A 25,442-nucleotide genomic window follows, 5' to 3' on the forward strand; every position below is an offset into this window, starting at 1 on the left:
CCCGGGCTATTCGACGGGCCGTGCCGCGACCCACGCGCCGAGCGGGTCGTACGCCTTCCGGATCCGCAGCAGCCGCGCGTAGGTGTCGGCAGGGAAGGCGCCGGCGCCACTGCGCGGGCGTTCGTCGAAGTTGCTCAGCGCACGCCCCGTGGACCACGGCCCCATGGCCGACACCACTGCCGAGGTGTCGGCGAGCCCGCGGGCCGCGAGCTCGGGCGTCGCGGCGATGGAGGCCGTGAACAGCGCGTAGTCGCCGTCCACCCGGTCGAGCGCCGCGTCGATCGGGCGAGCCAGCGCCCCGCCGAGATGGCGCAATTCGGCGAACATCAGTGAACTGTCCGCGGCGGTCCCCGCGTCGACGAATGCTCCGGCGGCTTCGGCGGTGAGCGGCCCGAGCAGGGCGTGATCGGTCACCGTCGGCGTGGGGCCGGGCGGGTCCATGTGCACGGCGAGGAGCGCCGCGGCGGGGATCCGCCCGACGGTGTCCATCTCGGGTGCGAGATCGCGCAGGGGCGCCAGGATCTCGGCCGCCGCGTCGTCGTCCGCGAGCACCGCACCGTCGATCACCACGAGCCTGCGGCCGCGCAGGAAGTCCGGCAGTTCGGGCAGGGGCGGGAAGTTCATCAGGCGGAGCGAGGTGGTCGCGGTCTCCGGCGCGTTCGCGGACCACGCGATCCACGCGGGGACGATCTGCGCGGCAGCGCCGATGTCCCACAGCATCATCCCCGCGACCACGTCGGTAAACGGCAGGAGATCGATCTCGACGGCGATCACCGTGCCGAAGCTGCCTCCGCCGCCCTTCAGTGCCCAGAACAGGTCCGGGTTCTCCTCCGACGATGCCCGGCGCACGTCGCCGTCGGAGGTCACCACGTCAAAGGCGCGGACGGCGGACGTGCCGAGGCCGTGGGCGCGGCTGTAGAAAGAGAGGCCGCCGCCGAGCAGGAAGCCGATCGCGGAGACGTCGCCCGCGCTCCCGTGGAGCGCGGTGAGCCCGTGCGGAGCGCAGGTCGCCAGCACGTCCCGCCAGAGCGTCCCGCCGACGATCCGCGCGGTGCGCCGAACGGGATCGACGGTGACGCCGGTGTATTCGTGCACTCGCAACAGAAGTGCGCCGTCGAGTGCATCGGGGGTCAGGGCCGAGGCGGCGTGCCCGGTGCTCTGCGGGGCGATGCGCAGACCGTGTGCGACGGCCTCTCTGACCATGGTGACCAGTTCCCCCTCGCTGCGGGGCACGCCGACGAGCGCCGGCTGCTGCGCTACGGCCACGTTCCACGGGGTGGTGGCGATCGAGTACTCCAGCTGCCCGGGGAGGTGGACGGGGCCGGACTGGACGACGGGGGAGAGATCGACGGGGTGGATCATGGTGTGATTCCTTCATCTTCCGCGTACCGCCGGGTGGCGGTCGCACGTGCAAGCGTGGCGCCCGCGCGGCGCGCGGACCATCCCGCGACGGCGGGGAAACCGGTACCCCAGAAAGATGGGATTCCCCTGGTGCCAACGGCGGAGGATACTGGGGCGATGATCGCCAGCCTCACCGCCGAGCGGGTCCGCGGCGACGTGGAGGTGCTCTCCCGTGCGGGCCTCGGAATCGACGACTTCCTGTCCGAGGCCGTCACCGCGGTCCGGCGGGCCGTGCCGTGGGTGGGTGCGTGCGTCGGCACCCATGATCCTGCGTCGCTGATGCTCACCAGCGCCCGCAAGTACGGATCGCTCGTGGCCAATCACGACCACGACATGCTGTGGGGAACTCTGGAATACGGTGCGGCGGAATCGACCTCGTTCCGCTCTCTGGCGTTCGAGAACGTGCGCGCGGTGTCCATGCTGCAGTTGCCGCGTGAGGTCATCGCCTCCTCGCCGCGGATGAACCGGCTGATGCGCCCCGTGTACGGCTTCGCGGACGAGGCGCGGCTCGTCTTCCGCGACTCCGCCGGCGTGTGGGGCTGCCTCGCGGTTTTCCGGGGCGGCGCCGCTCGCTTCTCCGATGACGACGTGGACTTCCTCGGCAGCCTGTCGGAATCCTTCGCCCGCGGTGTGCGCGGCGGCATCCTCACGCGCCTCGGCGCGGGCACGGGGGAGGACCTGTCGAACAACGGTCCCGCGGTCGTGATGGTGGACTCGGCCGGCGAGATCTCCCAGATCAGCCGTGGCGCGGAGGCCCTGCTGCGCACCCTCGCCACCACGGTTCACGACGGTGACCCGCGCGGTCTGGTCATCGGACTCGCCGCCGCTGCGCGCCGTGCTGGCGATACGTCGGGCGCGCCGCTCCCGCGGGCGCGGGTGCGCACCCCGTCGGGGCACTGGCTGGTGTTGCACGCCTCGCCGATGGACTGCCGCGACGGCGCGACGGGCGATGTCGTGGTCACGATCGAGGAGGCCCGCCCGCCCGAGATCGTCGCACTGGTGGTGGCGGCCTTCGGGCTCACGCAACGCGAACGAGACGTCACGCGGATGGTGTTGCAGGGCTGCGATACCAAGGAGATCGCCGCCGCTCTCCACCTGTCGGGATACACCGTGCAGGACCATCTCAAATCCGTGTTCGCCAAGGCCGGGGTCCGCAGCCGGCGTGAGCTCATCGCGCGGATCTACTTCGATCAATACGTTCCCCGCATGGGCGCGGAGACCATGCCGAACGGATTCTTCGCGCCGGCCGTCGAGGCCGCACCCTGAGCGGACGCCCGGCGGACGAGAGCGACCGGGCGGACCTGGAAGAATGACCGGGGTGATCACCCTCCGCGACGGATCCGACGCCGACTATCCCGCGCTCGTGCAGGTCTGGCGGAGCTCCGTCGACGCGACGCACCACTTCCTCGCCGATGCCGACCGCGACGCCATCGAGGCACGCCTCGCGAGTGACTACTTCCCGCAGGTCCGGCTCACGGTCGCGGAGGTCGACGGTGCCGTGGCCGGCTTCTCGGGGACCGCGGGGGAGGACCTCGCGATGTTGTTCGTTCACGCCGACGCCCGTGGCGGCGGCGTCGGGCGAACGCTCCTCGGCCACGCGATCCTTGAGCAGGGCGTGCGCACCGTCGACGTGAACGAGCAGAACGATCAGGCCGTCGGCTTCTACGCGCACAGCGGCTTCACCGTGACCGGCCGGAGCGAGACCGACGGCGACGGACTGCCGTACCCCCTCCTGCACCTGGCTCTCGGTTCGGCCTAACCGGCGCAGCTGTCGCGCGAGGCCCGCGCGACGATCGCGACCGCGCGTCGCAGCGCCTCGGCATCATCGGGCGACAGCGGCCCGAGCAGATCCGCCTCGGCGGCAGCCACCGCGACCCCGACTTCGCGCAGCGTCGCGAGTCCCGCATCGGTGGGGACGACGCGGCGTGCCCGGCGGTCGGTCGGCGAGGGATCGCGGCGCACCAGCCCCGCCTCGACGAGGTCGTCGACGACGTACGGCATCACGGACTTGTCGATGAGGAGGTACTCGGCGAGCGCCAGCTGCGTGGGCAGGTCGTAGGTCGCGGCGGCGTAGAGCGTCTGATAGCCGCGTACCCCGCGGGGGATCCGGTCGAGGATCGGGGCCACCGCTTCCGCGTAGGCCTTGTTCAACACCCCCACGGACCAGCCGAAATCGCAGGTCTCCTCGTGCGTCGCCATCCCGTGAGGCTAGCAGGCGCGACATATCGATTGAAATACATATCAGTTGTGGTACGGTTCAGTTGTCAAGCAAATCAATGTCGAGGAGAACATCATGAGCCGCATCCTGGTCGTCACCACCAGCGTCCCCTCCTACGCGGTGAGCGGACGCCGCACCGGCCTCTGGCTGGGCGAACTCACTCACTTCGTGGACGCCGTCGAAGCGGCGGGCCACACCACCGTCATCGCGAGCATCGACGGTGGCTTCGTGCCGATCGACCCCGAGTCGCTCAGTCACGAGGTCCTGGCGCAGGGCGGCACGCGCGCCCGCTACGACGACCCCGCCTTCATGGACCGGCTGCGGAACACGCCGTCGCTCAGCGATGTCGACGCCACGGACTTCGACGCGATCTACCTCACCGGCGGGCACGGCGTGATGTTCGACTTCCCGACCGACGAGCGCCTGGCGGCCCTGCTGCGCGAGTTCGACGAGGCGGGCAAGATCGTCTCCGCCGTCTGCCACGGCACCGCGGGCCTGCTCGGTGCCACCAAGGCCGACGGTGCGCCGCTCATCGCCGGCCGCCGGATCGCCGGATTCTCCTGGAATGAGGAGGTGCTGGCGGGTCTCGAGGCCATCGTTCCGTTCAACCTCGAGGAGCGGATCGCCGAGCGCGGCGCCACCTACGTCGAGGCCGATGAGGCCTGGGCCCCGTTCGCCGTCACCGACGGCACCGTCGTGACCGGTCAGAACCCGGCCAGCGCGCACCCCGTCGCCGAGGGTGTGCTGGCCCTGCTCGCGACCCGCTGAAAAGAAATCCTGGCGGCTGTCGATTCCGCGTCGCCCCGATCGTCATCACTGTGCCCCGCCCCTGGGGCACAGTGGACATCAGGAGGAATCATGCATTACGCACTACTGCTCAACAACGCCGAGCCCGGCGAGGGCGACAACCCCGACGTGCCGGTGGAGGCCATGCTGCAGATGCAGCGAGCGATGGCGGATTACACCGCCGCGCTGCAGGCCGCGGGCGTGCTCGTCAGCGCTGAGATCCTGGAACCGCAGGCGCGGACGGTCACCGTCACCCGCCGTGACGGTGACCTGCGCATCCAGGACGGCCCATTCGCCGACACCCGGGAGGCGCTCGCCGGCGTCTTCCTGCTCGACGTGCCGGACCAGGACGCCGCGATCGCCTGGGCGGAGAAGCACCCCGCCACCCAGTACGCGGTGATCGAGGTCCGCAAGGTCGCCGCGGCGTGCGACGAGGGCATCTGGAACGCCAACGCCTGCACGGACTGATGGACGCCCACGCGCAGGTGCGGGCGGAGACCGCCGCCCGCACCTCGTACGGCCGGCTGCTGGCGCTCCTCGCCGCGCGTACGCACGACGTCGCCGCCGCGGAGGACGCTCTCGCGGACGCCTTCGAGCGGGCCCTCACGCGGTGGCCGCTCGACGGTGTGCCCGCCGACCCGGACGCCTGGCTGCTCACCGTGGCGCGGAACCGTCAGCGCGACAGGTGGCGCTCCGCCGCGGAGCGCACGTCCGTCCTCTTCGACGAGGCCGTACACGACTCTCCCGCCCCCGGCGCCGTTCCCGACCGACGGCTGCAGCTGCTCCTCGTCTGCGCGCACCCCGACCTCGCGGACGCGAGTGTGCCGCTCATGCTCAACACCGTCCTGGGTTTCACCGCCGAACGGATCGGGGCGGCGTTCCTGATCCCCACCGCGACGATGGCCGCACGCCTCACGCGTGCGAAGAAGCGGATCGCGCGCGATCGCATCCCCTTCGCGGTGCCGGAGAACGGGCGGCTCGCCGAACGGCTCAGCCCGGTCCTGGAGGCCGTCTACGGCTCTTACGCCATCGAATGGCCGACGCCCCCGCGGGAGCGGCACGCGCTGCTGCTCGGCCTCGGCGGAACCATCGCCGCCGCCGCTCCGTCGGTCGCCGAGGCGCACGGTCTCACCGCGCTTATGTACCTCTCCAGTGCCCGCCTGCCGGCCCGCGTCGACGAGGACGGGAAATACGTCCCACTGCCGCAGCAGGATCCGGGACGGTGGGACCGTGACTTGATCGCCGCGGGCCACCGGCACCTGCGGGCCGCGCATGCGCTCGGCACCGTCGGCCGGTTCCAGCTGGAGGCGGCGATCGGTGCCGTGCATTGCGCGCGGCGGCCAGGGGAGCCTCCTGACTGGGCGAATCTGCGCTCCCTCTACGACTCCCTCGTCGCCCTCGCCCCGACCCGCGGGGCCGCCGTCGCTCGGGCCGCCGTCGTCGCCGAGATCGACGGTGCGCGTGCCGGTCTGGCGGAGCTCGACGCGGTGGACGGTACGGAGCGGCTGCAGGCCGCGTGGGCGCTGCGCGCGCACCTGCTGCAGCGCGCCGGCGATCCATCGGCAGAGGCTGCGTACGACAAAGCGGTGTCCCTCACGACGGACCCCGCGGAGCGCGATCATCTGCGGCGCCGCGCCCGTGGAGTCGGTCCATAACGGCGGATTCCGGACGGAATCGCTAGGGTCGGGCGCATGGCGGACAGCGATGGGATCCGGGTGGGCGACCCCGAACGACAGCGGGCCGTCGAGCTCCTCGGTGAGGCGATGGCGACCGGGTACCTCACGGTGGAGGAGTTCGACCAGCGCACGCACGAGGCCTATCGGGCGTCGAATCGCGGGGAACTGCAGGAGCTGGTGAACGACCTCCCGATCCGGGACCGCCTCTTCCCGCGCACGCTCGCGGAGCAGGCAGCGGACCGTCCGCCCGAAGAATTGGACATCGAGTGGTCGACCGTCCACCGCAAGGGCGTGTGGACGGTGCCCGCGCGGATGCGCATCGTCGGCTCCACGGGCACCGCGAAGATCGACTTCCGCAGCGCCGACTTCCCGTACGGCGGGGTGGAGATCGACGTGCAGGTCTCCTGGAGCACGCTCAAGCTGCACCTGAGCCCGACCATGCGTGTGGACGCGACGGGGATGGGGTATTCGGGCTGGAGCTCGCTCAAGGACAAGGCCGGTCCGCCCGATGGAGCCGCGGGTCCACTGCTCGTACTCCGTGGTTCCGCGTCCGCCGGAAGCACGATCCAACTTCGCCGGTGATCCGGCCGTTCTCGCGTTACGGTGAGTCGGACGAAGGAGTCTCATGGCGGATGTCTGGCAGCTGGTCCACGCGGAACGCCGCGCCCTGATCACCTTCCTGGAGGGTGTCGACGATGCCCGCTGGGACACGCCCTCACTCTGTCCCGGGTGGCGCGTGCGCGATGTCGTGGCGCATCAGATCTCGACCGCCGACACCACCCGGCTGAGCTTCATCACAGGAATGCTCCGCGCCCGCTTCGACTTCGACCGCGACAACCAGAACGGGGTCGATCGCGAACTCGGTCCGGCGCCGCAGATGCTCGAGCGGTTCCGTGCGCTCGCCGATCGCACGTCGGGCCCACCCGCCCCGCTCGATACGCGGCTCGTCGAAGTGGTCGTGCACGGCGAGGACATCCGCCGCCCGCTCGGTGCCGTCGGTGACTACCCGACGGAGGCAGTCGAGCGTGCGCTCCGGCTGCAGGCGCGTACGGGTAAAGGCATGGGCGGGGCTAAGGAGCACGTCGCGGGACTGCGGCTGCGCGCCACCGACGCCGACGTCACGCTCGGCGACGGGCCCGAGGTGACCGGTCCGCTCCTGTCCCTGCTGCTCGCCGTGAGCGGGCGCACCGTCGCCCTTGAGGAACTGAGCGGCGAGGGCCTGCCCACGCTCGCCGAGCGCGTGGCCTGAGGCTCAGCGCGCGGGAGCGATCGTGATCCGCGCGTCGATGCGGGTGATGCGGCACGTGCTGCGGGGGATGCGGAAGTCCTCATCGGTCGGGGCGTCGACGATGCGCTGCCCCGCGATCCGGACGGGCACGACGAACCGGTAGTTGAGCAGGTCGCGGTCGCCGCCCGGGGCGACGGTGCGCGCCGTGACGCGCGGTGCGTCCATGATCGAGTACTGCAGGTGCCGGTCGAGATCCCCGCGCAGCTGTTCACCCGAGAATCCGGTCTGCAGGCCGTTCTCGAACCGGACCGCGTTCGGAGCGAAGGGGACCGCTCCGGCCAGGGTGCGGTCACCGAGGGCGGCGATGTACGCGTCCGCGGCGGCGAGTTGGCGCGCGGGAGTGCAATCTGCGGCCGAGGCGGGCGCGGCGAGCGCCGCTGCCGCGAGGACGGGGATCACGGCGGGCGTGAGGCGGTGAAGGGCGGCCATGCGCTCACAGTAACCGCGGTAACGGCATCGCCCCTGCGAGTACGCCGACGACACCTCACGCAGCGCGGCATCGACTCTCAGGCGGCCTCGCGACCGTGTGCCCGCTCGGCGACGGCCGCCCCGGCGTCCTCGGCGGCGCGTTCGCGGGCGAGGTGCTGTTCCGGGACGTCGGATTCGCCGTCGACCAGCAGGAACAGATCGGAATCCACGGCGCCCATGTATCCCGCCAGGCCGTCGACCAGCTGGGCGCGCATGCCGTCGAGGTAACCGTGCTTGCGGTACGTCGATTCGCCGACGGCGCCGATCGGGAAGAAGTAGAGCCGCTTCGGGGCGGCGAGCTCGGCGCCGGAGCCCGTGTCGTCGTACGCCCAGTCGCGCGTGAAGACGCGGTCGACCCAGCCCTTGAGTGGGCCGGGGAGTCCCCACCAGTAGACGGGGAAGACGACCGCGATCGCGTCGAACGCCTCCAGGCGTCGCTGCTCGGCCCGGACGTCCTCGGGGACGGCCGAGCGGTCGCGGTAGGCGGTGTGGTCGCCGGAGCCGAACGTCGGATCGAAGCCCTCGGCGAGGAGGTCGTGGTGCTCGACCTCGGTGAATCCGCCGCGGAGCAGGCCGCGCGCGACGGCGCGGGCGGTCCGTGCGGTGGCGGAGTCGGCGTCGGGATGGGAGGTGACCACGACCGCGCGGAGCTGCTGCTGATTCGTCATACTGAGAGCATGAACTCTGACATCAATGTCATAGTCAAGCCCGGCCTCCGGATGCGCGACCTCTGCGCGCGGACGGGCGCGACGCCGCGGATGATCCGGCACTACGAGGCGACGGGGATCCTCGCGCCCGGCCGGGAGTCCAATGGCTACCGGATCTTCACCGAAGAGGACGTGCGCACCGTCGCCGACGCCCGATGCCTCATCGAGGCCGGACTGTCGGCGGCCGAGACCGCCGAGCTGATCGGCATCGTCTGCGGCGACGGCCCCCAGGCGTCCGGGGAGCTCGACGTCGCCCTCCTCCGCATCGCCGAGCGTCGGACCGTGCTCGACGAGCGGATCGCCCAGCTCGTCGCCGCCGCGACCAAGCTCGACGAGCTCCGCGACTACGTCGTCGGTGTTCGCGGCATCACCAGATGACGGCGAGCCCTGCGGCGGTCAGCGACAGCACGCCGGCGGCGTAGAACATCCCGCGCGGCACGGCCTCGCCCGTGCGCTTCTGGCGCGCGCTGCCCATGCCGAGGAGACCGCCGAGGATCAGCAGGATCACCAGCTTGATCCCGATCTTGGGGTAGTTCAGCTCGATCCCCGCCGGCCACGGCGCCGCCAGAGCGAGGCCGGTGATCAGGGAGACGAGGAGGCCGTAGTCCATGACCCGGTCGAAACGGAACCGGCCCGACGCCGCCGAAGCGACCCAGCCGCCGAAGGTGATCGCGAAGCCCACGATGTGCACGAGAACTATTACGTTGCGTAGTACTTCCATGGGGTCAGCGTAACGAACCGGACGAATCGTGCAGGCGGTACCGGGATTCACGCGGAGCGCGCCGAGGGGTTCCCTGTCCCCGCCGACGGGTCTACGGTCGAGGACATGGGTGCACTCGTTATCGTCGGAGCAGGCCTTGCAGCCGCGAAAGCGGCCGAGGCGCTGAGGGATCTGGGCCACGACGGTCCCGTCGTTCTCATCGGCGCCGAATCTCATCTGCCGTACGAGCGACCTCCGCTGTCCAAGGACTATCTGCAGGGGAAGGCCGACCGTGAGAGCGTCTTCACCTTCGACGCAGCCTGGTACGCCGATCACGATGTCACTGTGCGGACAGGCGTCCGCGCCGTCTCGCTCGACCGCGAGGCGCGCACCGTCGGCCTGGACACCGGCGAGTCCGTGCCCTACGACGATCTGATCCTCGCCACCGGCTCCCGTGCGCGGCCGCTGCCCGGGGCCGACGGGGTCCACTATCTGCGGACGCTCGACGACAGCGACGCGCTGCGGACGGTCTTCGAGAAGGGCGGCCGCCTCGGCGTCGTCGGTGCCGGCTGGATCGGGCTCGAGGCCGCCGCGGCCGCGCGCGGCGCAGGCCTGGAGGTCACCGTCGTCGAGCCCGCCGAGCAACCGCTCCTCGGCGCGCTCGGCCCCGAGCTCGGCAAGGTCTTCGCCGACCTGCATCGCGCACACGGCGTCGACCTGCGTACCGGGACCGGGGTGCGCGCCGTCGAACCCGGCGGTCGGGGCCTGGTCCTCGACGACGGGACCACGATCGAGGCCGACGCCGTGCTCGTCGGGATCGGCGCCATGCCCAACATCGAGTTCGCCGACGAGGCCGGCCTGGAGACAGCGGAGGGCGGTGTCGCCGTCGACGCCGGACTGCGCACCTCCGACCCGCACGTCTTCGCCGTCGGCGACATCGCGGCCGCCGAGAACCCGACGGTCGGCCGACGGGTCCGCGTGGAGCACTGGGCCAACGCGCTCAACCAGCCGCGCGTCGCCGCGGCGAACATTCTCGGCGGATCCGAGGTCTACGACCGCCTCCCGTACTTCTTCACCGACCAGTACCAACTCGGCATGGAGTACCTCGGCCTGTCCACCGGCTACGACGACGTGGTGATCCGCGGCGACCTGGACGCGCTGGAATTCGTGGCCTTCTGGCTGGCGGAGGGGCGCGTCCTCGCCGGAATGAACGTGAACGTGTGGGACGTGGGCGATGATGTGCGTGCGCTGATCACGTCCCGCCGGGTGGTCGACGCGGCTCGTCTCGCGGATCCCGGCGTACCGCTCGCGGAGGTCTAACACCCATGACGCCCCGACGGTCGGCGCGGGTCGCCGGCACGATCGCCGCCGCCCTCGTCAGCGTCTCGCTGTTCGCCGCCCCGGTGAGCGCGGCGCCGTCGCCGTACTGCGGCACCGCGCTGACGCCCGCGGAGAACGCGCGCATCATCGCGCTGTCCGACCCGCGCGCGCTCCCGACCGTGCCGACCTTCGCGAGCTTGGACGATCTCACGGTGCGGCAGCGCGGGATCGCCGACATCCTGGCCGCGCACCGCGACCGCCGCGGCCTGTTCGGTGTCGGCATGGACGGCGTTATCCGCGACGCGGTGACCCCGACGCAGCGGAACGAGGCGGGCCTCGACGATCCCCGCTACACGAAATCCTTGTCGATCGACCTGGTCAGCCGTTACCTGCGCGCCGTCCACGCGCAGTGGACCGGCGGCGCCGTGCCGCAGTGGTGGGGCAACTACTTCCGGCTGGCGGCGCGCTGCGAGCTGCCGGCCGGCCGGGTGGCGATGGCGGGCTACAACGCGCACATCACCGTCGACCTCGCGTACACGGTCGCGCAGACCCGGAGCACCCCTGCGAACGCGCGCGACTTCTACCGCGTCGTGGATTCGATCGCGAAGAACGGCAATGTGATCCCGGAGCGCAGCAAGCGGATCTACGGCGCCGATCTGTGGGGGCTGTGGACCTTCTACTTCTTCGGCCAGGGGCTCGACTGGGTCGTCGGTGCGGGCGTCGCCTCCAACCTGATGTTGCGGGCCGCCGACGACGGCTACAACACCCTCACCTTCGCGAACGGGCTCGCGCTGCAGAACCCCGGTGTCCGCCCCGCGACAGAGGGCGAGATCCTCGCCCTGTGGCAGACCGGCGAGATCGCCTTCGACGTCCTGTCGGGGCTCGGCGGCCTCGGCACGCCGGGCGCCCCCGCGCCGAATCCCGCGCCGACGCAACGCCCCGCACCCGCCCCCGTGCTCGCCGCGAGCGGGCGCTGATCAGCGGGGTGCGATAGTGCAGGGGTGACCTTCGAGGAACTCGTCAGCTACAACGCCTCCCTGCCGTTCAACCGCTGGGCCGGGATCGAGGTGCTCAGCGCCGACCGTGAGGAGGTCGTTCTCCGCCTCGAACGCCGCGACGACCTGTGCCAGAACGTCGGCGGCCTCCACGCCGCGCTGATCGCGGGCGTCCTGGAGAACGCCTGCGGCTACGCCCTCGCGATGCACCCCGGCGCGGGCGGCCTCGTCACCCAGATGGACACGCAGTTCCTGCGCCCCGCCCAGGGCGAGGCCTTCCTCGCCGTCGGCCGAGTGGTCAAACCCGGTAGTAAGCAGAGCTTCTCGGAGGCAGACTTCTTCGTCGAGGTCGACGGTGCGCGCGGGCCCCGGTTCGCCACGGCCCGCGCGCTCATCGTCCCCTCCTAGTTACAACGGCTCAGGACCGGAGCCGCCGGACGCCCCGGTAGATCCCGTACAGCACCACGAGGAGCGCCATCCAGGGCAGCACGGCGCCGCCGATCACGAGCAGCCACCGCCCGGCGCCGACGAGCGCGTCCCAGCCGTTGCGGAGTCCGCCCGAGAAACCGGAGCGATCCACGGTGACCTGGGGCTTCGTGATCGTCACCGTCACCGTCGAGAGCGACACCTGATCGCCGATCGAGGCGCAGCGGGACTGCAGGCTCTCGAGCTCCTGTTGCCGCGAGGTGAGCGCTGACTCGGCGGCGATCACCTGGTCGGTGCTCTCGGCCTTCGCGAGGATCGCGGTCAACCGGTCCACGGAGACCTGGGTCGCGCGGATACGCGCCTCGAGGTCCACGACGGTGCCGGTCACGTCGTCGTGCTGCAGCTGCACCGTTCCGACGGTCCCGAGCCCGCCGGCCCGGTCGATCAATTCGCTGATCCGCTCGCTGGGCAGGCGCAGGCGCAGGGTCGCGGAGGCGTTGTCGCCGCGGGTCTCCCGGCGTTCGTCGACCCGCCCATCGAACCGCTCGACAGTGGTCGCGAGGTCCTTCGCCGTCGCCGCCGGGTCCGCGCTCGTGACCCCGATCGTGCCCGTGGTGATCACCTGCCGGTTGTTGGTGATCGGGGTCGGGGTCGACGGTGCCGTCGGCGTCGCGTTCGGCGCCGCGTTCGGTGCGGCGACTCCCGCCGTGCGGGCGGGTGCTGCGGGCGCGGGAGCCACGGCGGTCTCGGTCCGGGCCGGCGCGGCGGACTCACTGGCGGAGCCGCCCAGCACGCCGGCCAGGACACCGCCGCCCACGGCCACGACGGCGATCGCGGCGGCCGCGGCCATGCCGGCGGTCCGGCGCGTGCGCCTGCGTCGTCGCGCCTGCAGATCGTCGCCGACCTCGGTCATCACTGCGGAGCGCATCGCCGCGAGCCGGTCCTCGGTGAGGACGTCGTCGAGCGTGTTCGGGGTGGTCATGACTGCTCCCTCAGGGTGCTCAGGTCGGCGCGCAGGCGGCCGCGCAGCCGGGAGACGCGGTTGCGCACGGCGGAGTGGGTCACGCCCACCTCGGCCGCGGCCCGCTCGTAGGTCTGTTCGTCCTCCACGCAGAGCCGGTAGAGGCGGCGATCGGTGGGGGACAGTGCCGCCACCGCAGCGGCGATGGCGGCGCGGATCTCGCCGGAGAGCACCTCGTCCTCCGGGGAGGGGGCGGCGCCCGGTGGCTCGGCGTCGTCGAGCGGCGCCGATCTGTCCTGGACCGCCGACAGGCGCCTGCCCGCATTCAGCGCGGTGTACCGCGCGGTGGTGAGCAGCCACGGCAGAACCGATTCATCGACTATCCGGACCGAGTCGATCCGGCGCCACAGTGTGAGGAAGGTGTCCTGGGCGACCTCCTGCGCGGCGTCGGCGTCGCGCAGTACGGAGTACGCCTGCCAGTAGACGGGGCGCACGTGGCGGTCGTGGATCGCCGCGAACGCGGAGCCGTCGCCGCCCGCGGCGCGGGCGAGGAGGGTCCGGTCCGGGGGCTCCTGGGCGGTCATCGTGGACGTCACACCCCTTCTATGTCGGCGGGGTGCGCCACCGTCTCACGGATTCGGAATCTCGGAACGTCGGGGCTCTAGAAGCTCAGGTGGATACCGGCGTCGTCGACGGTGACCGTCACCTGCGCGAGGTCGTCGACCTGGGCGTCGGGGGAGAAGCGCGCGGAGGCGGACCCCACGCCGACGACGCGCATTCCCGCGGCCTTCCCGGCGGCGATCCCGGCCTCGGAGTCCTCGAAGACGATGCATTCGGTGGGCTCGACGCCCAGCAGAGATGCACCGCGGAGGAAGCCCTCGGGATCGGGCTTGCTCGCGCGCACGTCCTCGGCGGTCACCCGGACCTGCGGCAACGGCAGTCCCGCGGCGCCCATGCGCGCGGTGGCGAGCGCGACGTCGGCGGAGGTCACGAGGGCGTGCGGCGCACCGTCGAGCGAGGCGAGGAAGGCGGGCGCCCCGGCGACGGGCACGATGCCGTCGGTATCGGCCGTCTCCTGCGCGAGGAGGAGACGGTTCTCGGCGAGGTTGACCTCCGCGGGCCGGTCGGGGAGCAGTGCCGCCATCGTGGCGTGCCCCTGGCGCCCGTGCGCGACCGCGAGCACCTCCGCCGGATCGAGGCCCTTCTCGCGGGCCCACCTCGTCCAGCAGCGCTCGACGACGGCGTGCGAGTCGACCAGCGTGCCGTCCATGTCCAGCAGCAGAGCGCGACCGGTCAGCATGGAGCCTCCTTCGAGTGGGCCTGTGCGAGTGGGCTTGTGCGCCCCACCATACGGGCGCGCGGCGGTCGACGAAGGGCTGCTCGGAGAAGCGTTACGGCACAGCGTGTTCCCGGTCACAATTTAGGTCATCGCTTAAACATTGGCGCCGGGCCGCGACGGCCGGTTCACTAGTGGTCATGACCAGCTACCGTGATTTCAAGAGCCTCACCGCCGACCCGACCGCCGGCACCGTCTACGCCCGCCTCGCCGACATCCACGAGGACGCCGCGAAGCCGACCGCCGCGCCCCGTAGCGGATTCGCCGCCGCGGGCATCCGTGCCGCCCTCCAGCGCTTCGTCTCGGCGCACCCCGAGTACACCGGCCCCGCCGCGCTGCGCTTCTAGTCCCTTCCCGAACACCCTCAGGAGCGGTGGCCGTGCACCAGCCGGTCGCCGTCGGGCGTGCGCCGATAGAGCACTTCGCGCCCGCTCCTGGCACGATCGACCAGCCCGTTCTCGTGCAGGACCTTCAGGCTCTGCGACGCCGCCGACGGTGTCACCTCCAGCCGTCGCGCCAGCTCGCTGACGGCCACCGGCTCGTCCAGGGCGTGCAGCACGTCCGCCTTCGCTCCGCCGATCAGCCGTCGCAGCGCTCCCGGCGGTACCGCGCGCATCGACTCCATGAGTGTCGCGCTGCCCCGTGCCGGATAGCCGGCGTGCGGCGCCGCCGTCTCCGGTGAGTGCGCACTCACCAGTCGCGTGAGGAAGACGCTGGGAATCAGGGTGAGACCCCGCCCCGCAGAGGCGTATTCGCCCGATCCTCGGCCGTACGCGAGGTCCAGGCGCAGCCGCCCGTCGCGGTCCCACGTCAGGTTCGGGTTGAGCGAGGCGAAGAGCTGCGTCGGTCCGCCGATCGCGAGCTCCCTTCCGCGGAACGTGACATCCGACTCCAGGATCCGATTCACCGACGGCCAGATGGGGGCGATCACCACTCGGTGGTAGCGCTCCAGCGCCCCAGCGATGCGCGGCCCGGCGCGCTCCGGATCCTCCAGCAGCCGCGCCAGAGCCGGTGACGGATCGCCGCCCTCTCGCAACTCGTCCAGCTGCGTGTGGATCAGTTCGGGGTCCGTCGCGGCGATCGCGGCGAGCCCCTCGTCGAGCGAGGGGCGTGAGACGCCGAGCTCGGGCATCGGGGTGAGGAAATCAGGGATCGCGTTACCCGACGGTGCCACCAACGCGCTGACGAGTCGATGGTCGTACCGGTCGCGCTGGGCCTGCGCGTTGCTGCGCCACCGCTGCAGATGCGCGGAACTCTCGTGCGTCGTGTTCAGGTGGAACAGGCTGAGCGAGGTCTCGTTCATCGGCGCCAGCACGAAACGCACGTCCGAGAGGTCGCGGACGTCCAGCACATAGGTGAGCATGAGACGCCCAGTTTAGGCCGGTCGCCGCTCCAGCCGCCCCCGGTTCGTGACGTGGCGGTGTCAGCCACGGTTCCCGGGATTCGTGTGCACCTGCCTACTCCCGAGGAGGCGGGTGGCTATCTCGCTCGGCTCATCAGCCGCAAGAAGGCCGGCCCGATCACCGGCGCCGTGAGGGCGCGGATCATCAGGTTCTGCACCCCGAGATGCAGGCTGCTCGGTGGGGCGAACCGGGCCATTCCCGTGCGCGCCTGGCGCTGGCGCGTCGCGACGTCATCGCGCAGGTCCGCCTCCCACGCGTCGAGCGCCGCGCCGATCCTGCCGGGGTGAGCCGAGAGGCTCCGCCCCAGCCGGTCGGCACCCGCCAGGGCGAGGCCCGCGCCGTGACCGGCGAACAGCGAGACGCACCACGCGGAGTCGCCGACCAGGGCGACGTTCCCGCGGCTCCACGACTCCATGACGACCTGGCTCACGGAATCGGAGTACGCGCCGTCCGTCCGGGCGGCGTGGCGCATCGCCTCGTGGACGGGGCCGCGGAGATCGCCGAAGTGGCGAGCGAGGGCGTCCGCGGGAGAACCTGCGGCGTCGTCCGCCGCTGTCGCGGTGCGGTAGGTGAAGAACGCGGAGGGGGCGTGGGTGCGGGGCCGGAAGACGGCGGCGGTCCGGCCGACGTCGATGAACGTAGCCGCGGTCTGTTTCGGCAGTGCCTCCGGTGCAGTGTCCAGCGGGAACGCGGCAACCGCGTGCCCCAGATCGCGCACGAACGCCTCCGCAGGGCCGAAGACGAGGTCTCGGATCCCGGAGTGCAGGCCGTCCGCCCCGATGAGCAGATCGGCGTCGTGGACGGTGCCGTCGCTCAGCGTCACGCGGGCGGCGTCCTCGAGGTGGTCGACCGCGGTGACGACCGTGCCGAATCGGATCTCCACCGTCCCGGCGACGGCCTCGTGGAGCGCTTCCTCGAGGTCGCCGCGGAAGAGGGTGAGTGCTCGATCGCCGAGTGACTGCTCGGCGAGCGCGGTGGGCATGGTGAGCTTCGTGCTGCCGTCGGCGCGTACCAGGACCGAGGTGAAGATTCCCTGGTCCCGGTCGCGGAGCGCGGGCACCAGCCCCAGGCTCTCCGCCGCATCGAAGCCGGTCCCGAGGAGATTGATGAGGTAGCCACCGGTGCGCCGTGCAGGGGCGCGCTCTGCGATCAGGACCTCGTGTCCGTCGCGATGCAGGCGCAGCGCCGCGGCGAGGCCCGCGATGCCGGCTCCGGCGATGACGATCCTGAGACGGCGTGGATCTGTGTCGACGTGGTCCGGCATGGCTCCTCCAGTTTGAGCGTCTGTTCAAACCTAGTATGAGCATATGTTCATACCTGGTGCAACAGAGGTCCGGCGTGCTCGTAGAATCGACCCATGCCCAGGGGAGTCGCGATCGATGGAGCGCGCCAGCGCCTCTTCGCCGCGGCCGAGGAGGTGATCCTCCGCGGTGGCGTCGGGAGATTGACGGGGCGCGCGGTCACCGCGCAGGCCGGCGTTGCCACCGGGCTGCTGCACGCGCACTTCGGCGACTTCGACGGATTCCTCGCCGCCTACGCGGTGGATCGGAGCTTCCTGCTCGTGGCGGAGGCCGGCGAAGCGATCTCGGCCGGTGCGGGGGCGGAATCGACAGTGGCGGAGTCGCTCTGCGCGCAGCTCGACGCGTTGCCGCAGCCCGCGACCACCGCGTTCGCGCGCCTCCTTGCCGCCCGGCCGGATCTCCGCGGCCGCGCCGCGGAGGTGTTGGGCGAGGACGCCGCCGGCTTCGAGGGGGTGACGGCGGCGGTCGCCGAACGGCTCGCCGCGGCGCAGCTCGAGGGCCGGCTACGGCCGGACGTGCGCGCCGACGACCTCGCTTACGCGGTGGTCGCGGTGGCCCTGCGCGCATGGTGCGCCGGCGACTCGGACGACCGTCGGCGCACCACCGTGGCCGCGATCCTCAGCGCGTCCGTCGATGCCCCGCCGGCGGGAGACTGACGTCGGTTCCGGCTCGGTCAGGCGCGTGTGACCGCGTACTGGATGAGGTCCGGTCGGTCGCGGAGCCGCGCGATCGCCTTCCGCCCCAGCGACCACCAGAAGATCGCGCCGATCGCCGCAGCGGCCAGGGCGCCGAGCCACTCCAGTGCGCCGGGGAGGAGTGCCGCGAGCAATGCGCACGGCACGGTGGTGAGGACGAGGACGCCCATCGCACCGAAGGCCCAGCCGATCGCGGCGCCGCTGGACGAGTTGCGGGTGGAGAACGACATCATCTTCCGGGCCTCCGGTACCGGATACGGCGCGGCGGCCGAGGCGAAGGCGATCAGCCCGGCGCCCACTCCGATCATGCTGACGGTCACCGCGACCGGAACCGCGGCGCGATCGAAGCCCGCACCTCCGAAGGCGCGGACGACGACCACGGGCAGCACCGCGACCGGCGTCACCACGAGGGCCCAGGAGAGCTGCCGTCCACGAACGTCCGCTGAAGCTGCTCGAGGGATGAGCGCGATGTGCCAGAAGGACTTGCCGTCGAGCCCGTACAGGTTCAGCGCCGCCATGACCGCCATCAGGAGCACCATCCACGCGCCCCACCGGGCGTCGAACGGGAAGTTCTCGAGGAACAGTGGAAGGACGCCGCTCATGACGGCGAAGGCGATCGGGGACAGGAGCTGATACCGCCGCCGGATATCGCCGCCCCACAGGGAGAGCTCGCGTGCCACGACGGCGCCGCGCGGGCTCGCGCGCCATCCGCCGCGGAGGTATCCGCGTCGCGTGCGCCGACCGCGGGACGGCGACGGGAGCGGGATCGTGCCCGCGAACGCCCGACGGATCAGGCGCTGCCACCCGGCGAGAAGGGCCGCATCGAGTGCCGCGAGCCCGAGTACGGCGGCGACGCCGAGCATCCACTCGCCATGGGCCGCGCGTTCGACGGCCGCGATACCCCACGCGAACGGAATCACTGTGACGATGCCGAGGCCGTCCCCGGCGGCGGCGATGGCCCCGTTGAGCAGGAATTGGCCTGCGTACAGCGCGCAGAATCCGGCGACGAAGAGCAGGAGCGCCGCCTCTCGCGCGCGCCGGGTGCGGGCGGCCTGCGACAGCGCGACGGAGATGACTCGGGAGAGGGCGACGATGAGCACGAGGGTGAGGACTGCCGCGGGGACGGCGAGGACCAGTGTCACCGGCGCTCGCGCCGCCGCGTATCCGACGATCGAGAGGACGGCCAGCGCGGTGAGCGGGACCGGGATCCCGATCAGGGACGCGAGGAACAGAGCACGGGCGAGAGGCTCGGCCCGGAGCGGCAGGAGCGTGAACTGCCGGGGTTGCAGGGTGTTGTCGGAGAAGCCGGACAGGGCGGGGAGGTACGCCCACATGACGCCGATGCCGACCAGCGAGACGCCGATGAACCCGCCCGCCGACGAGCTCTTCTCGAGCCCGGCGGCCACGGCGCCGATGACGAGGCCCGTTGCGGCGAAAAACCCGAGCACGCCGAGCAGGATGTTGGCGACGAGCCTGCCGCCCGTCGATCGCCGTTTGTACAGGGTCCACTGCATCGACGTCACCACCCTGTTCAGATGACGATCGACGGCGTTCACTGCTGCAACCACGACAGTCCGCCCGTGTGCGAGGGCCCGCCGACCAGGCGGACGAAGGCCTCGTCGAGCGTGCCACCCGCGCGGATCTGCTCGACGGTGCCCGCGGCCGCGACGCGTCCGGCGTTGATCACCGCGACGTGACTGCAGAGCTCGGCGACGGTCGCCATGACGTGACTGGACAGGATCACGGTGCCGCCGCCCCGGACGTACTCCACGAGGATCGACCGGATCGTGGTGCTCGAGACGGGATCGACGGACTCGAAGGGTTCGTCGAGGACCAGGAGGCGTGGGCTGTGCAGGAGCGCCGCCGCCAGGCCGATCTTCTTGGTCATTCCCGCGGAGTAGTCCGCGATCACGGTGCGGTCGGCACCGGCGAGGCCGAGCACATGCAGTAGCTCCTCGCGGCGGACGGCGATCGTGTCCTCCGGCATGCCGCGCAACCGGCCGAGGTAGGTCAGGAGCTCAGCGCCCGTGAACTGGTCCGGGAGGGACAGTCCGTCGGGAAGCACCCCGAGTAGCTGCTTGGCGGCGGTCGGGTCCCCCCAGACGTCGATGCCGAAGACCAGGCTCCGGCCGCGCGCGGGCCGGAGCAGGCCCACCGCCATCGACAGCGAAGTGGTCTTTCCTGCGCCGTTCGGGCCGACGAGGCCGAACATCGACCCCTGCGGCACCCACAGCGACACGCCGGCCACCGCCGGCGTGCCCCCGAAAGCGACGTGCAGGTCGTCGAGGAGCAGTGCCGGCGGCGCGGGAGTGGTCATGCCCCGACGTTAGTTCACGATCTCGAACATGTCGATGTGGATCGCCGTGGGAGCCGCGTCAGGATTCGCGGAACTCCTGCGACGTGAGGCCCTGCTCCTCGGCCTTGCGCAGCTCGACGCGGCGGATCTTGCCGCTGATCGTCTTCGGCAGGTCGGCGAAGGCGATGCGGCGCACGCGCTTGTACGGCGCGAGGTGCTCGCGGCTGTAGTCGAAGATCGACTGCGCGGTCGCCTCGTCGGGGGTGAAGCCCTCGGCGAGCACGATGTAGGCCTTGGGCACCGCCAGGCGCAGCTCGTCGGGAGCGGGGACGACGGCGGCCTCGGCCACCGCGTTGTGCTCCAGCAGAACGGATTCCAGCTCGAACGGGCTGATCTTGTAGTCGCTCGACTTGAAGACGTCGTCGGTGCGCCCGACATAGGTGAGGTACCCGTCCGCGTCCTTCGAGGCCACGTCGCCGGTGTGGTAGACGCCGCCGTCCATGACCTTGGCGGTCTTCTCCGGATCGCCGTGATAACCGACCATGAGGCCGAGCGGGCGCGGGTCCAGACGCAGGCAGATCTCGCCCTCGTCGACGCCCTGCTCGCCCGTCGCTGGATCGACGAGCACCACGTCGTAGCCCGGGCACGGGCGGCCCATGGAGCCGTCCTTGAGCGGCTGACCGGGCGTGTTCGCGACCTGCACCGTGGTCTCCGTCTGGCCGAAGCCGTCGCGGATCGTCACGCCCCAGGCGTTGCGTACGCGCGAGATCACCTCGGGGTTGAGCGGCTCGCCGGCGCCCACCACGACGCGCGGCGGCGTCGTCAGCGCTCCGAGGTCGGCCTGGATCAGCATGCGCCACACCGTCGGCGGCGCGCAGAAGCTGGTCACGCCGGCCCGGTCCATCTGCTTCATCAGGGCCGCGGCGTCGAACCGGTTGTAGTTGTAGATGAAGACGCAGGCCTGCGCGATCCACGGTGTGAAGACGTTGCTCCAGGCGTGCTTGGCCCAGCCCGGCGAGCTCACGTTCAGGTGCACGTCGCCTGGGCGTAAGCCGATCCAGTACATCGTCGACAGGTGGCCCACGGGATAGCTCGCGTGCGTGTGCTCGACCAGCTTCGGCGCGCTCGTCGTGCCCGAGGTGAAGTACAGCAGCAGGGTGTCGTCGGCGTGCGTGACATGCGAGGGCGTGAAGTCCGACGGTGCCGTGTAGGCCGCCGCGAAGGACTCCCAGCCCGGCACCGGATCGCCGATCGCGATGCGCGTGACCGCGGCGTCCGACGGAACGCGCTCGGCCAGCTCGCTGCGCACGATCACGTGCTTCGCCCCGCCGCGCGCGATGCGGTCGGCGATGTCGCCCCCGGCGAGCAGGGTCGTGGCGGGGATGACGACGGCGCCCAGCTTGATCGCGGCGAGCATCACGTCCCACAGTTCGACCTGGTTCGAGAGCATGAGCAGGATCCGGTCGCCCGGGTTCACGCCGCGCTCGCGCAGCCAGTTGGCGACGCGATTGCTCCGGGCGCTCATCTCCGCGTAGCTGAACTTCGACTCGGAGCCGTCCTCCTCGACGATCCAGAGCGCGGGGGAGTCGTTGCCCTCGGCCACCCGGTCGAACCAGTCGAGGGCGAAGTTCCACTCGTCGAGCTGCGGCCAACTGAACCGCTCGCGCGCGGCGTCGTAGTCGTCGGCGAGCTCGACCAGCAGGTCGCGCGCGGCGAGGAAGTCTCGATACCCCTGTGTGCTAGCCACTTTCAGATCCTCCGGTTGATTACTTGGATATCCAAGTATATAGTGATGGCCAACACATCGCGCAAGGGCTTCGCGATGGACCTCGATCGAGAGAGAAGGACACACCATGGCTGATGTGCGCACGATCCCGCATTTCATCGACGGTCGCCGGGTGGAGGGCACCGGCCGCACCGCGGACGTCTTCGACCCGAGCACGGGTCAGGTGCAGGCCACCGTGCCGCTCGCCAGCACCGCGGAGGTCGATGACGTCGTCGCGCGCGCCAAGAAGGCGCAGGCGCAGTGGGCCGCGTTCAACCCGCAGCGCCGCGCCCGCGTGTTCATGAAGTTCATCGAGCTGGTCCACCAGAACGTGGACGAGCTCGCGTCGCTGCTGTCCAGCGAGCACGGCAAGACCGTCGCCGACGCCAAGGGCGACATCCAGCGCGGCATCGAGGTCATCGAGTTCTCCATCGGCATCCCGCACCTGCTTAAGGGCGAGTACACCGAGGGCGCCGGCACGGGCATCGACGTCTACTCGATGCGGCAGCCGCTCGGCGTCGTCGCCGGCATCACGCCCTTCAACTTCCCGGCGATGATCCCGCTGTGGAAGGCCGGCCCCGCCCTGGCCTGCGGCAACGCCTTCGTCCTCAAGCCCTCCGAGCGCGACCCCTCCGTGCCGGTGCGCCTGGCGGAGCTGTTCATCGAGGCGGGCCTGCCCGAGGGCGTCTTCCAGGTCGTCCACGGCGACAAGGAGGCGGTCGACGCGCTGCTGAACAACCCGGACGTCAAGGCCGTCGGCTTCGTCGGCAGCTCGGACATCGCGCAGTACATCTACGAGACCTGCGCCAAGAACGGCAAGCGCAGCCAGGCCTTCGGCGGCGCCAAGAACCACATGGTGATCCTCCCGGACGCCGACCTGGACCAGGCCGTCGACGCCCTCATCGGCGCCGGCTACGGCTCCGCCGGCGAGCGCTGCATGGCGATCTCGGTGGCCGTGCCCGTCGGCGAGGAGACCGCGAACCGCCTGCGCGAGCGCCTCGTCGAGCGCGTCCAGCAGCTGCGCGTGGGCCACAGCCACGACCCGAAGGCCGACTACGGCCCCCTCATCACCCCCGCCGCGGTGGAGCGCACCCGCAGCTACATCCAGCAGGGCGTGGACGCCGGCGCCGACCTCGTGGTCGACGGCCGCGAGCGCACCAGTGACGAGCTGACCTTCGGCGACGCCGACCTCTCGGGCGGCAACTACCTCGGCCCGACGCTGTTCGACCACGTCACCAAGGACATGTCGATCTACACGGACGAGATCTTCGGCCCCGTCCTGTGCATCGTTCGCGCGAACACCTACGAGGAGGCCCTCGCGCTGCCCACCGAGCACGAGTACGGCAACGGCGTGGCGATCTTCACCCGCGATGGCGATGCCGCCCGCGACTTCGTGGCCCGCGTCGAGGTCGGCATGGTCGGCGTCAACGTCCCGATCCCGGTTCCCGTGGCGTACCACACTTTCGGCGGCTGGAAGCGGTCCGGCTTCGGCGACCTCAACCAGCACGGCCCGCACTCGATCCTCTTCTACACCAAGACCAAGACGGTGACCTCGCGCTGGCCCTCGGGCATCAAGGACGGCGCGGAGTTCTCCATCCCCACGATGCACTAGGAGCACACGTGCCCTACCCGAATCTGACGGGCGACGACCTCGCCATCGTCGAGATGGCGCGCGACTTCTCCCGCAAGCGCCTCGCGCCCTACGCGCTGGAATGGGATGCCACCAAGCACTTCCCGGTGGAGGAGATGAAGGAGGCTGGCAGCCTCGGCATGGCCGCCATCTACACCCGCGAGGACGTGGGCGGGTCCGGCCTGCGCCGGCTCGACGGCGTCCGCATCTTCGAGGAGCTCGCCAAGGGTGACCCGGTGACCGCGGCCTTCATCTCGATCCACAACATGTGCACGTGGATGGTCGACACCTACGGCTCCGAGGAGCAGCGGCAGGAGTGGATCCCCAAGCTGGCGCCGATGGACGTCATGGCCAGTTACTGCCTCACCGAGCCGGGCGCCGGATCGGATGCCGCGTCGCTGACGACCAAGGCCGAGCGCGACGGTGACGACTTCGTCCTGAACGGGACGAAGCAGTTCATCTCTGGCGGCGGCGCGTCCGACCTCTACGTGGTGATGTCGCGCAGCGAGGGCGAGGGTGCCCGCGGCATCTCGACCTTCCTGGTGGACAAGGGGACCCCGGGCCTGTCCTTCGGGCCGCCCGAGGTGAAGATGGGCTGGCACAGCCAACCCACCACCCAGGTGATCTTCGAGAACGTGCGGATCCCGTCGTCCCGCATGCTGGGCGGGGCTCAGCAGGACGGCGGCGGTGCCGGCAAGGGCTTCGGCATCGCCATGAACGGCCTCAACGGCGGACGGCTCAACATCGCCGCCTGCTCGCTGGGCGGCGCACAGGCGGCGTACGACAAGGCCCTGCAGTACATGACCGAACGGGAGACCTTCGGCCGCAAGCTCATCGATGAGCCGACCATCCGCTTCACGCTTGCGGACATGGCCACCTCGATCGAGGCCTCACGCCTGATCCTCTGGCGCGCGGCCACCGCGCTCGACGAGAACGATCCGGACAAGGTCGAGCTGTGCGCCATGGCGAAGAAGTTCGTCACCGAGACGTGCTTCCAGGTCGCGGACCAGGCGCTACAGCTGCACGGCGGCTACGGCTACCTGCACGAGACGGGGATCGAGAAGATCGTCCGTGACCTGCGCGTCAACCGGATCCTCGAGGGCACCAACGAGATCATGCGGATGGTCATCGGCCGCGCCGAGGCCGCCCGCGTTCAGGGCAAGTAGGAGAGGCACTCTCATGAGCACGATCGCATTCCTCGGCCTCGGCCACATGGGCGGACCGATGGCCAAGAACCTCGTCGCCGCCGGGCACACGGTTCGCGGTTTCGACCTCGTCCCCGCGGCGCAGGACGCCGCCCGGGCGGCCGGCGTCACCGTGATCGACACGGCCGAGGAGGCCGTACAGGGCGCCGACGCTGTCGTCACGATGCTGCCGAACGGTGCCATCGTGAAGTCGGTGTACGAGGCGGTCCTCCCGCACGCCGCGCGCGGCACCCTGTTCATCGACAGCTCGACCATCTCCGTCGACGACGCCCGCGCGGTGCACGCGCTGGCCGAGGCGGCGGGCATGAAGCAGGTCGACGCCCCCGTCTCCGGCGGCGTCAAGGGTGCCGACGCCGGCACGCTGGCCTTCATGGTCGGCGGCGACGATGAGGCCTTCGCCGCGGCGCAGCCCGTACTGGATCCGATGGCGGGCAAGGTGATCCACTGCGGTGGCTCCGGCAACGGGCAGGCCGCCAAGGTGTGCAACAACATGATCCTCGCGGTCCAGCAGATAGTCGTCGGTGAGGCCTTCGTCCTCGCCGAGAAGCTGGGCCTGGCGGATCAGGCGCTGTACGACGTGGTCACGGGCGCCACCGGCAACTGCTGGTCGCTGCACACCAACTGCCCCGTGCCGGGGCCGGTGGCGGGCGCACCGTCGGGCAACGACTTCAAGCCCGGCTTCGCGACGGCCCTGATGAACAAGGATCTCGGCCTGGCCATGGACGCCGTCTCGTCCACCGGTGCGCGCGCGCCGCTCGGCACGCACGCCGCGGAGCTGTACGCTGCGTTCGCGCAGGACAACGGCGGCCTGGACTTCAGTGCGATCATCCAGACGCTGAGGTAGGAAGCACGACGAGGAAGGTGG

29 protein-coding genes are annotated in these 25,442 nt (G+C 70.9%); 16 read left to right on the top strand and 13 right to left on the bottom strand.

What is annotated here, in order from left to right:
* Positions 1–6: 6 nt before the first annotated feature.
* On the bottom strand, positions 7–1,362 hold the full coding sequence (locus FK268_RS15320) for an FAD-binding oxidoreductase (protein WP_146435527.1): 1,356 nt from the start codon (positions 1,360–1,362) through the stop codon (positions 7–9).
* A gap of 156 nt (positions 1,363–1,518) precedes the next feature.
* Between FK268_RS15320 and FK268_RS15325 the strand changes: the two genes are divergently transcribed.
* Together FK268_RS15325 and FK268_RS15330 are read left to right on the top strand one after the other, a co-directional pair.
* Positions 1,519–2,667 (top strand): helix-turn-helix transcriptional regulator, encoded by a 1,149-nt coding sequence (locus tag FK268_RS15325; RefSeq protein ID WP_146435529.1) that lies wholly within the window; start codon positions 1,519–1,521, stop codon positions 2,665–2,667.
* 43 nt (positions 2,668–2,710) lie between these two features.
* Positions 2,711–3,160, top strand: a complete 450-nt coding sequence (locus FK268_RS15330) for an acetyltransferase (RefSeq protein ID WP_146435531.1) — start codon at positions 2,711–2,713, stop codon at positions 3,158–3,160.
* On the opposite strand, the gene FK268_RS15335 is transcribed toward FK268_RS15330, so the two are convergent.
* Positions 3,157–3,600 carry a MarR family winged helix-turn-helix transcriptional regulator gene (locus FK268_RS15335; RefSeq protein ID WP_146435533.1) on the bottom strand — a complete coding sequence of 148 codons (444 nt, stop codon included), beginning with the start codon at positions 3,598–3,600 and terminating at the stop codon, positions 3,157–3,159. The two genes, FK268_RS15330 and FK268_RS15335, sit on opposite strands and share 4 nt — an antisense overlap.
* A gap of 94 nt (positions 3,601–3,694) precedes the next feature.
* On the opposite strand from FK268_RS15335, the gene FK268_RS15340 reads away from it, so the two are divergent.
* From FK268_RS15340 to FK268_RS15360, 5 genes are all read left to right on the top strand, one after another.
* Positions 3,695–4,387, top strand: a complete 693-nt coding sequence (locus FK268_RS15340) for a type 1 glutamine amidotransferase domain-containing protein (RefSeq protein ID WP_146435535.1) — start codon at positions 3,695–3,697, stop codon at positions 4,385–4,387.
* A gap of 90 nt (positions 4,388–4,477) precedes the next feature.
* Complete coding sequence (locus FK268_RS15345; RefSeq protein ID WP_146435537.1) at positions 4,478–4,873, top strand: YciI family protein; 396 nt, start codon at positions 4,478–4,480, stop codon at positions 4,871–4,873.
* A complete protein-coding gene (locus tag FK268_RS15350; protein WP_146435894.1) occupies positions 4,873–6,060 on the top strand; it encodes an RNA polymerase sigma factor in 1,188 nt (395 codons plus the stop codon). The genes FK268_RS15345 and FK268_RS15350 overlap by 1 nt, the downstream gene beginning before the upstream one ends.
* A gap of 36 nt (positions 6,061–6,096) precedes the next feature.
* On the top strand, positions 6,097–6,663 hold the full coding sequence (locus FK268_RS15355; protein ID WP_146435539.1) for a DUF1707 SHOCT-like domain-containing protein: 567 nt from the start codon (positions 6,097–6,099) through the stop codon (positions 6,661–6,663).
* Positions 6,664–6,706: 43 nt separating this feature from the next.
* Entirely contained in the window at positions 6,707–7,330 is a 624-nt protein-coding gene (locus FK268_RS15360; RefSeq protein ID WP_146435541.1) for a maleylpyruvate isomerase family mycothiol-dependent enzyme, read from the top strand.
* A gap of 3 nt (positions 7,331–7,333) precedes the next feature.
* On the opposite strand, the gene FK268_RS15365 is transcribed toward FK268_RS15360, so the two are convergent.
* Together FK268_RS15365 and FK268_RS15370 are read right to left on the bottom strand one after the other, a co-directional pair.
* Positions 7,334–7,798, bottom strand: a complete 465-nt coding sequence (locus FK268_RS15365) for a DUF8021 domain-containing protein (RefSeq protein ID WP_146435543.1) — start codon at positions 7,796–7,798, stop codon at positions 7,334–7,336.
* Between the two features lie 77 nt (positions 7,799–7,875).
* Positions 7,876–8,505, bottom strand: a complete 630-nt coding sequence (locus tag FK268_RS15370; protein WP_146435545.1) for an NAD(P)H-dependent oxidoreductase — start codon at positions 8,503–8,505, stop codon at positions 7,876–7,878.
* Between the two features lie 9 nt (positions 8,506–8,514).
* On the opposite strand from FK268_RS15370, the gene FK268_RS15375 reads away from it, so the two are divergent.
* A complete protein-coding gene (locus tag FK268_RS15375) occupies positions 8,515–8,922 on the top strand; it encodes a MerR family transcriptional regulator (protein WP_158636127.1) in 408 nt (135 codons plus the stop codon).
* On the opposite strand, the gene FK268_RS15380 is transcribed toward FK268_RS15375, so the two are convergent.
* Positions 8,912–9,265 carry a Fe-S protein gene (locus FK268_RS15380; RefSeq protein ID WP_146435549.1) on the bottom strand — a complete coding sequence of 118 codons (354 nt, stop codon included), beginning with the start codon at positions 9,263–9,265 and terminating at the stop codon, positions 8,912–8,914. The two genes, FK268_RS15375 and FK268_RS15380, sit on opposite strands and share 11 nt — an antisense overlap.
* A gap of 105 nt (positions 9,266–9,370) precedes the next feature.
* Between FK268_RS15380 and FK268_RS15385 the strand changes: the two genes are divergently transcribed.
* Genes FK268_RS15385 through FK268_RS15395 form a run of 3 tightly spaced genes read left to right on the top strand, consistent with a single transcriptional unit; the run spans position 9,371 to position 11,967 of the window.
* A complete protein-coding gene (locus tag FK268_RS15385) occupies positions 9,371–10,564 on the top strand; it encodes an NAD(P)/FAD-dependent oxidoreductase (protein WP_146435550.1) in 1,194 nt (397 codons plus the stop codon).
* A 5-nt stretch (positions 10,565–10,569) separates the two neighbouring features.
* Positions 10,570–11,541, top strand: a complete 972-nt coding sequence (locus FK268_RS15390; RefSeq protein WP_146435552.1) for a DUF5995 family protein — start codon at positions 10,570–10,572, stop codon at positions 11,539–11,541.
* A gap of 24 nt (positions 11,542–11,565) precedes the next feature.
* Complete coding sequence (locus FK268_RS15395; protein ID WP_146435554.1) at positions 11,566–11,967, top strand: PaaI family thioesterase; 402 nt, start codon at positions 11,566–11,568, stop codon at positions 11,965–11,967.
* Positions 11,968–11,977: 10 nt separating this feature from the next.
* Here the strand turns inward: FK268_RS15395 and FK268_RS15400 are convergent, their stop codons facing one another.
* From FK268_RS15400 to FK268_RS15410, 3 genes are all read right to left on the bottom strand, one after another.
* The gene (locus tag FK268_RS15400; RefSeq protein ID WP_146435556.1) at positions 11,978–12,967 is read right to left on the bottom strand and encodes a DUF4349 domain-containing protein; all 990 of its coding nucleotides are present in this window, start codon (positions 12,965–12,967) and stop codon (positions 11,978–11,980) included.
* Positions 12,964–13,542: an RNA polymerase sigma factor gene (locus FK268_RS15405; protein ID WP_231707099.1), complete on the bottom strand. Its 579-nt coding sequence runs from the start codon at positions 13,540–13,542 to the stop codon at positions 12,964–12,966. Before FK268_RS15405 ends, FK268_RS15400 begins: the two co-directional genes overlap by 4 nt.
* 65 nt (positions 13,543–13,607) lie before the next feature.
* Positions 13,608–14,246: an HAD-IA family hydrolase gene (locus FK268_RS15410; RefSeq protein ID WP_146435558.1), complete on the bottom strand. Its 639-nt coding sequence runs from the start codon at positions 14,244–14,246 to the stop codon at positions 13,608–13,610.
* Positions 14,247–14,422: 176 nt separating this feature from the next.
* Between FK268_RS15410 and FK268_RS15415 the strand changes: the two genes are divergently transcribed.
* Positions 14,423–14,629 (top strand): hypothetical protein, encoded by a 207-nt coding sequence (locus tag FK268_RS15415; RefSeq protein ID WP_146435560.1) that lies wholly within the window; start codon positions 14,423–14,425, stop codon positions 14,627–14,629.
* Between the two features lie 17 nt (positions 14,630–14,646).
* Here FK268_RS15415 and FK268_RS15420 read toward each other — a convergent pair whose 3' ends face one another.
* Together FK268_RS15420 and FK268_RS15425 are read right to left on the bottom strand one after the other, a co-directional pair.
* The gene (locus FK268_RS15420) at positions 14,647–15,645 is read right to left on the bottom strand and encodes an ArsR/SmtB family transcription factor (protein WP_146435562.1); all 999 of its coding nucleotides are present in this window, start codon (positions 15,643–15,645) and stop codon (positions 14,647–14,649) included.
* Positions 15,646–15,761: 116 nt separating this feature from the next.
* Positions 15,762–16,949: an FAD-dependent monooxygenase gene (locus FK268_RS15425; RefSeq protein ID WP_146435564.1), complete on the bottom strand. Its 1,188-nt coding sequence runs from the start codon at positions 16,947–16,949 to the stop codon at positions 15,762–15,764.
* Positions 16,950–17,042: 93 nt separating this feature from the next.
* On the opposite strand from FK268_RS15425, the gene FK268_RS15430 reads away from it, so the two are divergent.
* On the top strand, positions 17,043–17,642 hold the full coding sequence (locus FK268_RS15430; RefSeq protein WP_146435566.1) for a TetR family transcriptional regulator: 600 nt from the start codon (positions 17,043–17,045) through the stop codon (positions 17,640–17,642).
* A gap of 17 nt (positions 17,643–17,659) precedes the next feature.
* On the opposite strand, the gene FK268_RS15435 is transcribed toward FK268_RS15430, so the two are convergent.
* From FK268_RS15435 to FK268_RS15445, 3 genes are read right to left on the bottom strand one after another with little or no spacing between them, the layout of a single operon-like run.
* Positions 17,660–19,195 carry an ABC transporter permease gene (locus tag FK268_RS15435; protein ID WP_146435568.1) on the bottom strand — a complete coding sequence of 512 codons (1,536 nt, stop codon included), beginning with the start codon at positions 19,193–19,195 and terminating at the stop codon, positions 17,660–17,662.
* A 38-nt stretch (positions 19,196–19,233) separates the two neighbouring features.
* Positions 19,234–19,998, bottom strand: a complete 765-nt coding sequence (locus FK268_RS15440) for an ABC transporter ATP-binding protein (protein ID WP_146435569.1) — start codon at positions 19,996–19,998, stop codon at positions 19,234–19,236.
* A gap of 58 nt (positions 19,999–20,056) precedes the next feature.
* Complete coding sequence (locus FK268_RS15445) at positions 20,057–21,724, bottom strand: AMP-binding protein (protein ID WP_146435571.1); 1,668 nt, start codon at positions 21,722–21,724, stop codon at positions 20,057–20,059.
* A 106-nt stretch (positions 21,725–21,830) separates the two neighbouring features.
* On the opposite strand from FK268_RS15445, the gene FK268_RS15450 reads away from it, so the two are divergent.
* Genes FK268_RS15450 through mmsB form a run of 3 tightly spaced genes read left to right on the top strand, consistent with a single transcriptional unit; the run spans position 21,831 to position 25,421 of the window.
* Positions 21,831–23,354, top strand: a complete 1,524-nt coding sequence (locus FK268_RS15450) for a CoA-acylating methylmalonate-semialdehyde dehydrogenase (RefSeq protein ID WP_146435572.1) — start codon at positions 21,831–21,833, stop codon at positions 23,352–23,354.
* An 8-nt stretch (positions 23,355–23,362) separates the two neighbouring features.
* Entirely contained in the window at positions 23,363–24,538 is a 1,176-nt protein-coding gene (locus tag FK268_RS15455) for an acyl-CoA dehydrogenase family protein (RefSeq protein ID WP_269434233.1), read from the top strand.
* 13 nt (positions 24,539–24,551) lie between these two features.
* Positions 24,552–25,421 carry a 3-hydroxyisobutyrate dehydrogenase gene (gene mmsB, locus FK268_RS15460; protein ID WP_146435574.1) on the top strand — a complete coding sequence of 290 codons (870 nt, stop codon included), beginning with the start codon at positions 24,552–24,554 and terminating at the stop codon, positions 25,419–25,421.
* Positions 25,422–25,442 lie beyond the last annotated feature (21 nt).

This window comes from Tsukamurella sputi (assembly GCF_007858445.1).
In the GTDB taxonomy this organism is placed as follows: Bacteria; Actinomycetota; Actinomycetes; order Mycobacteriales; family Mycobacteriaceae; genus Tsukamurella; species Tsukamurella sputi.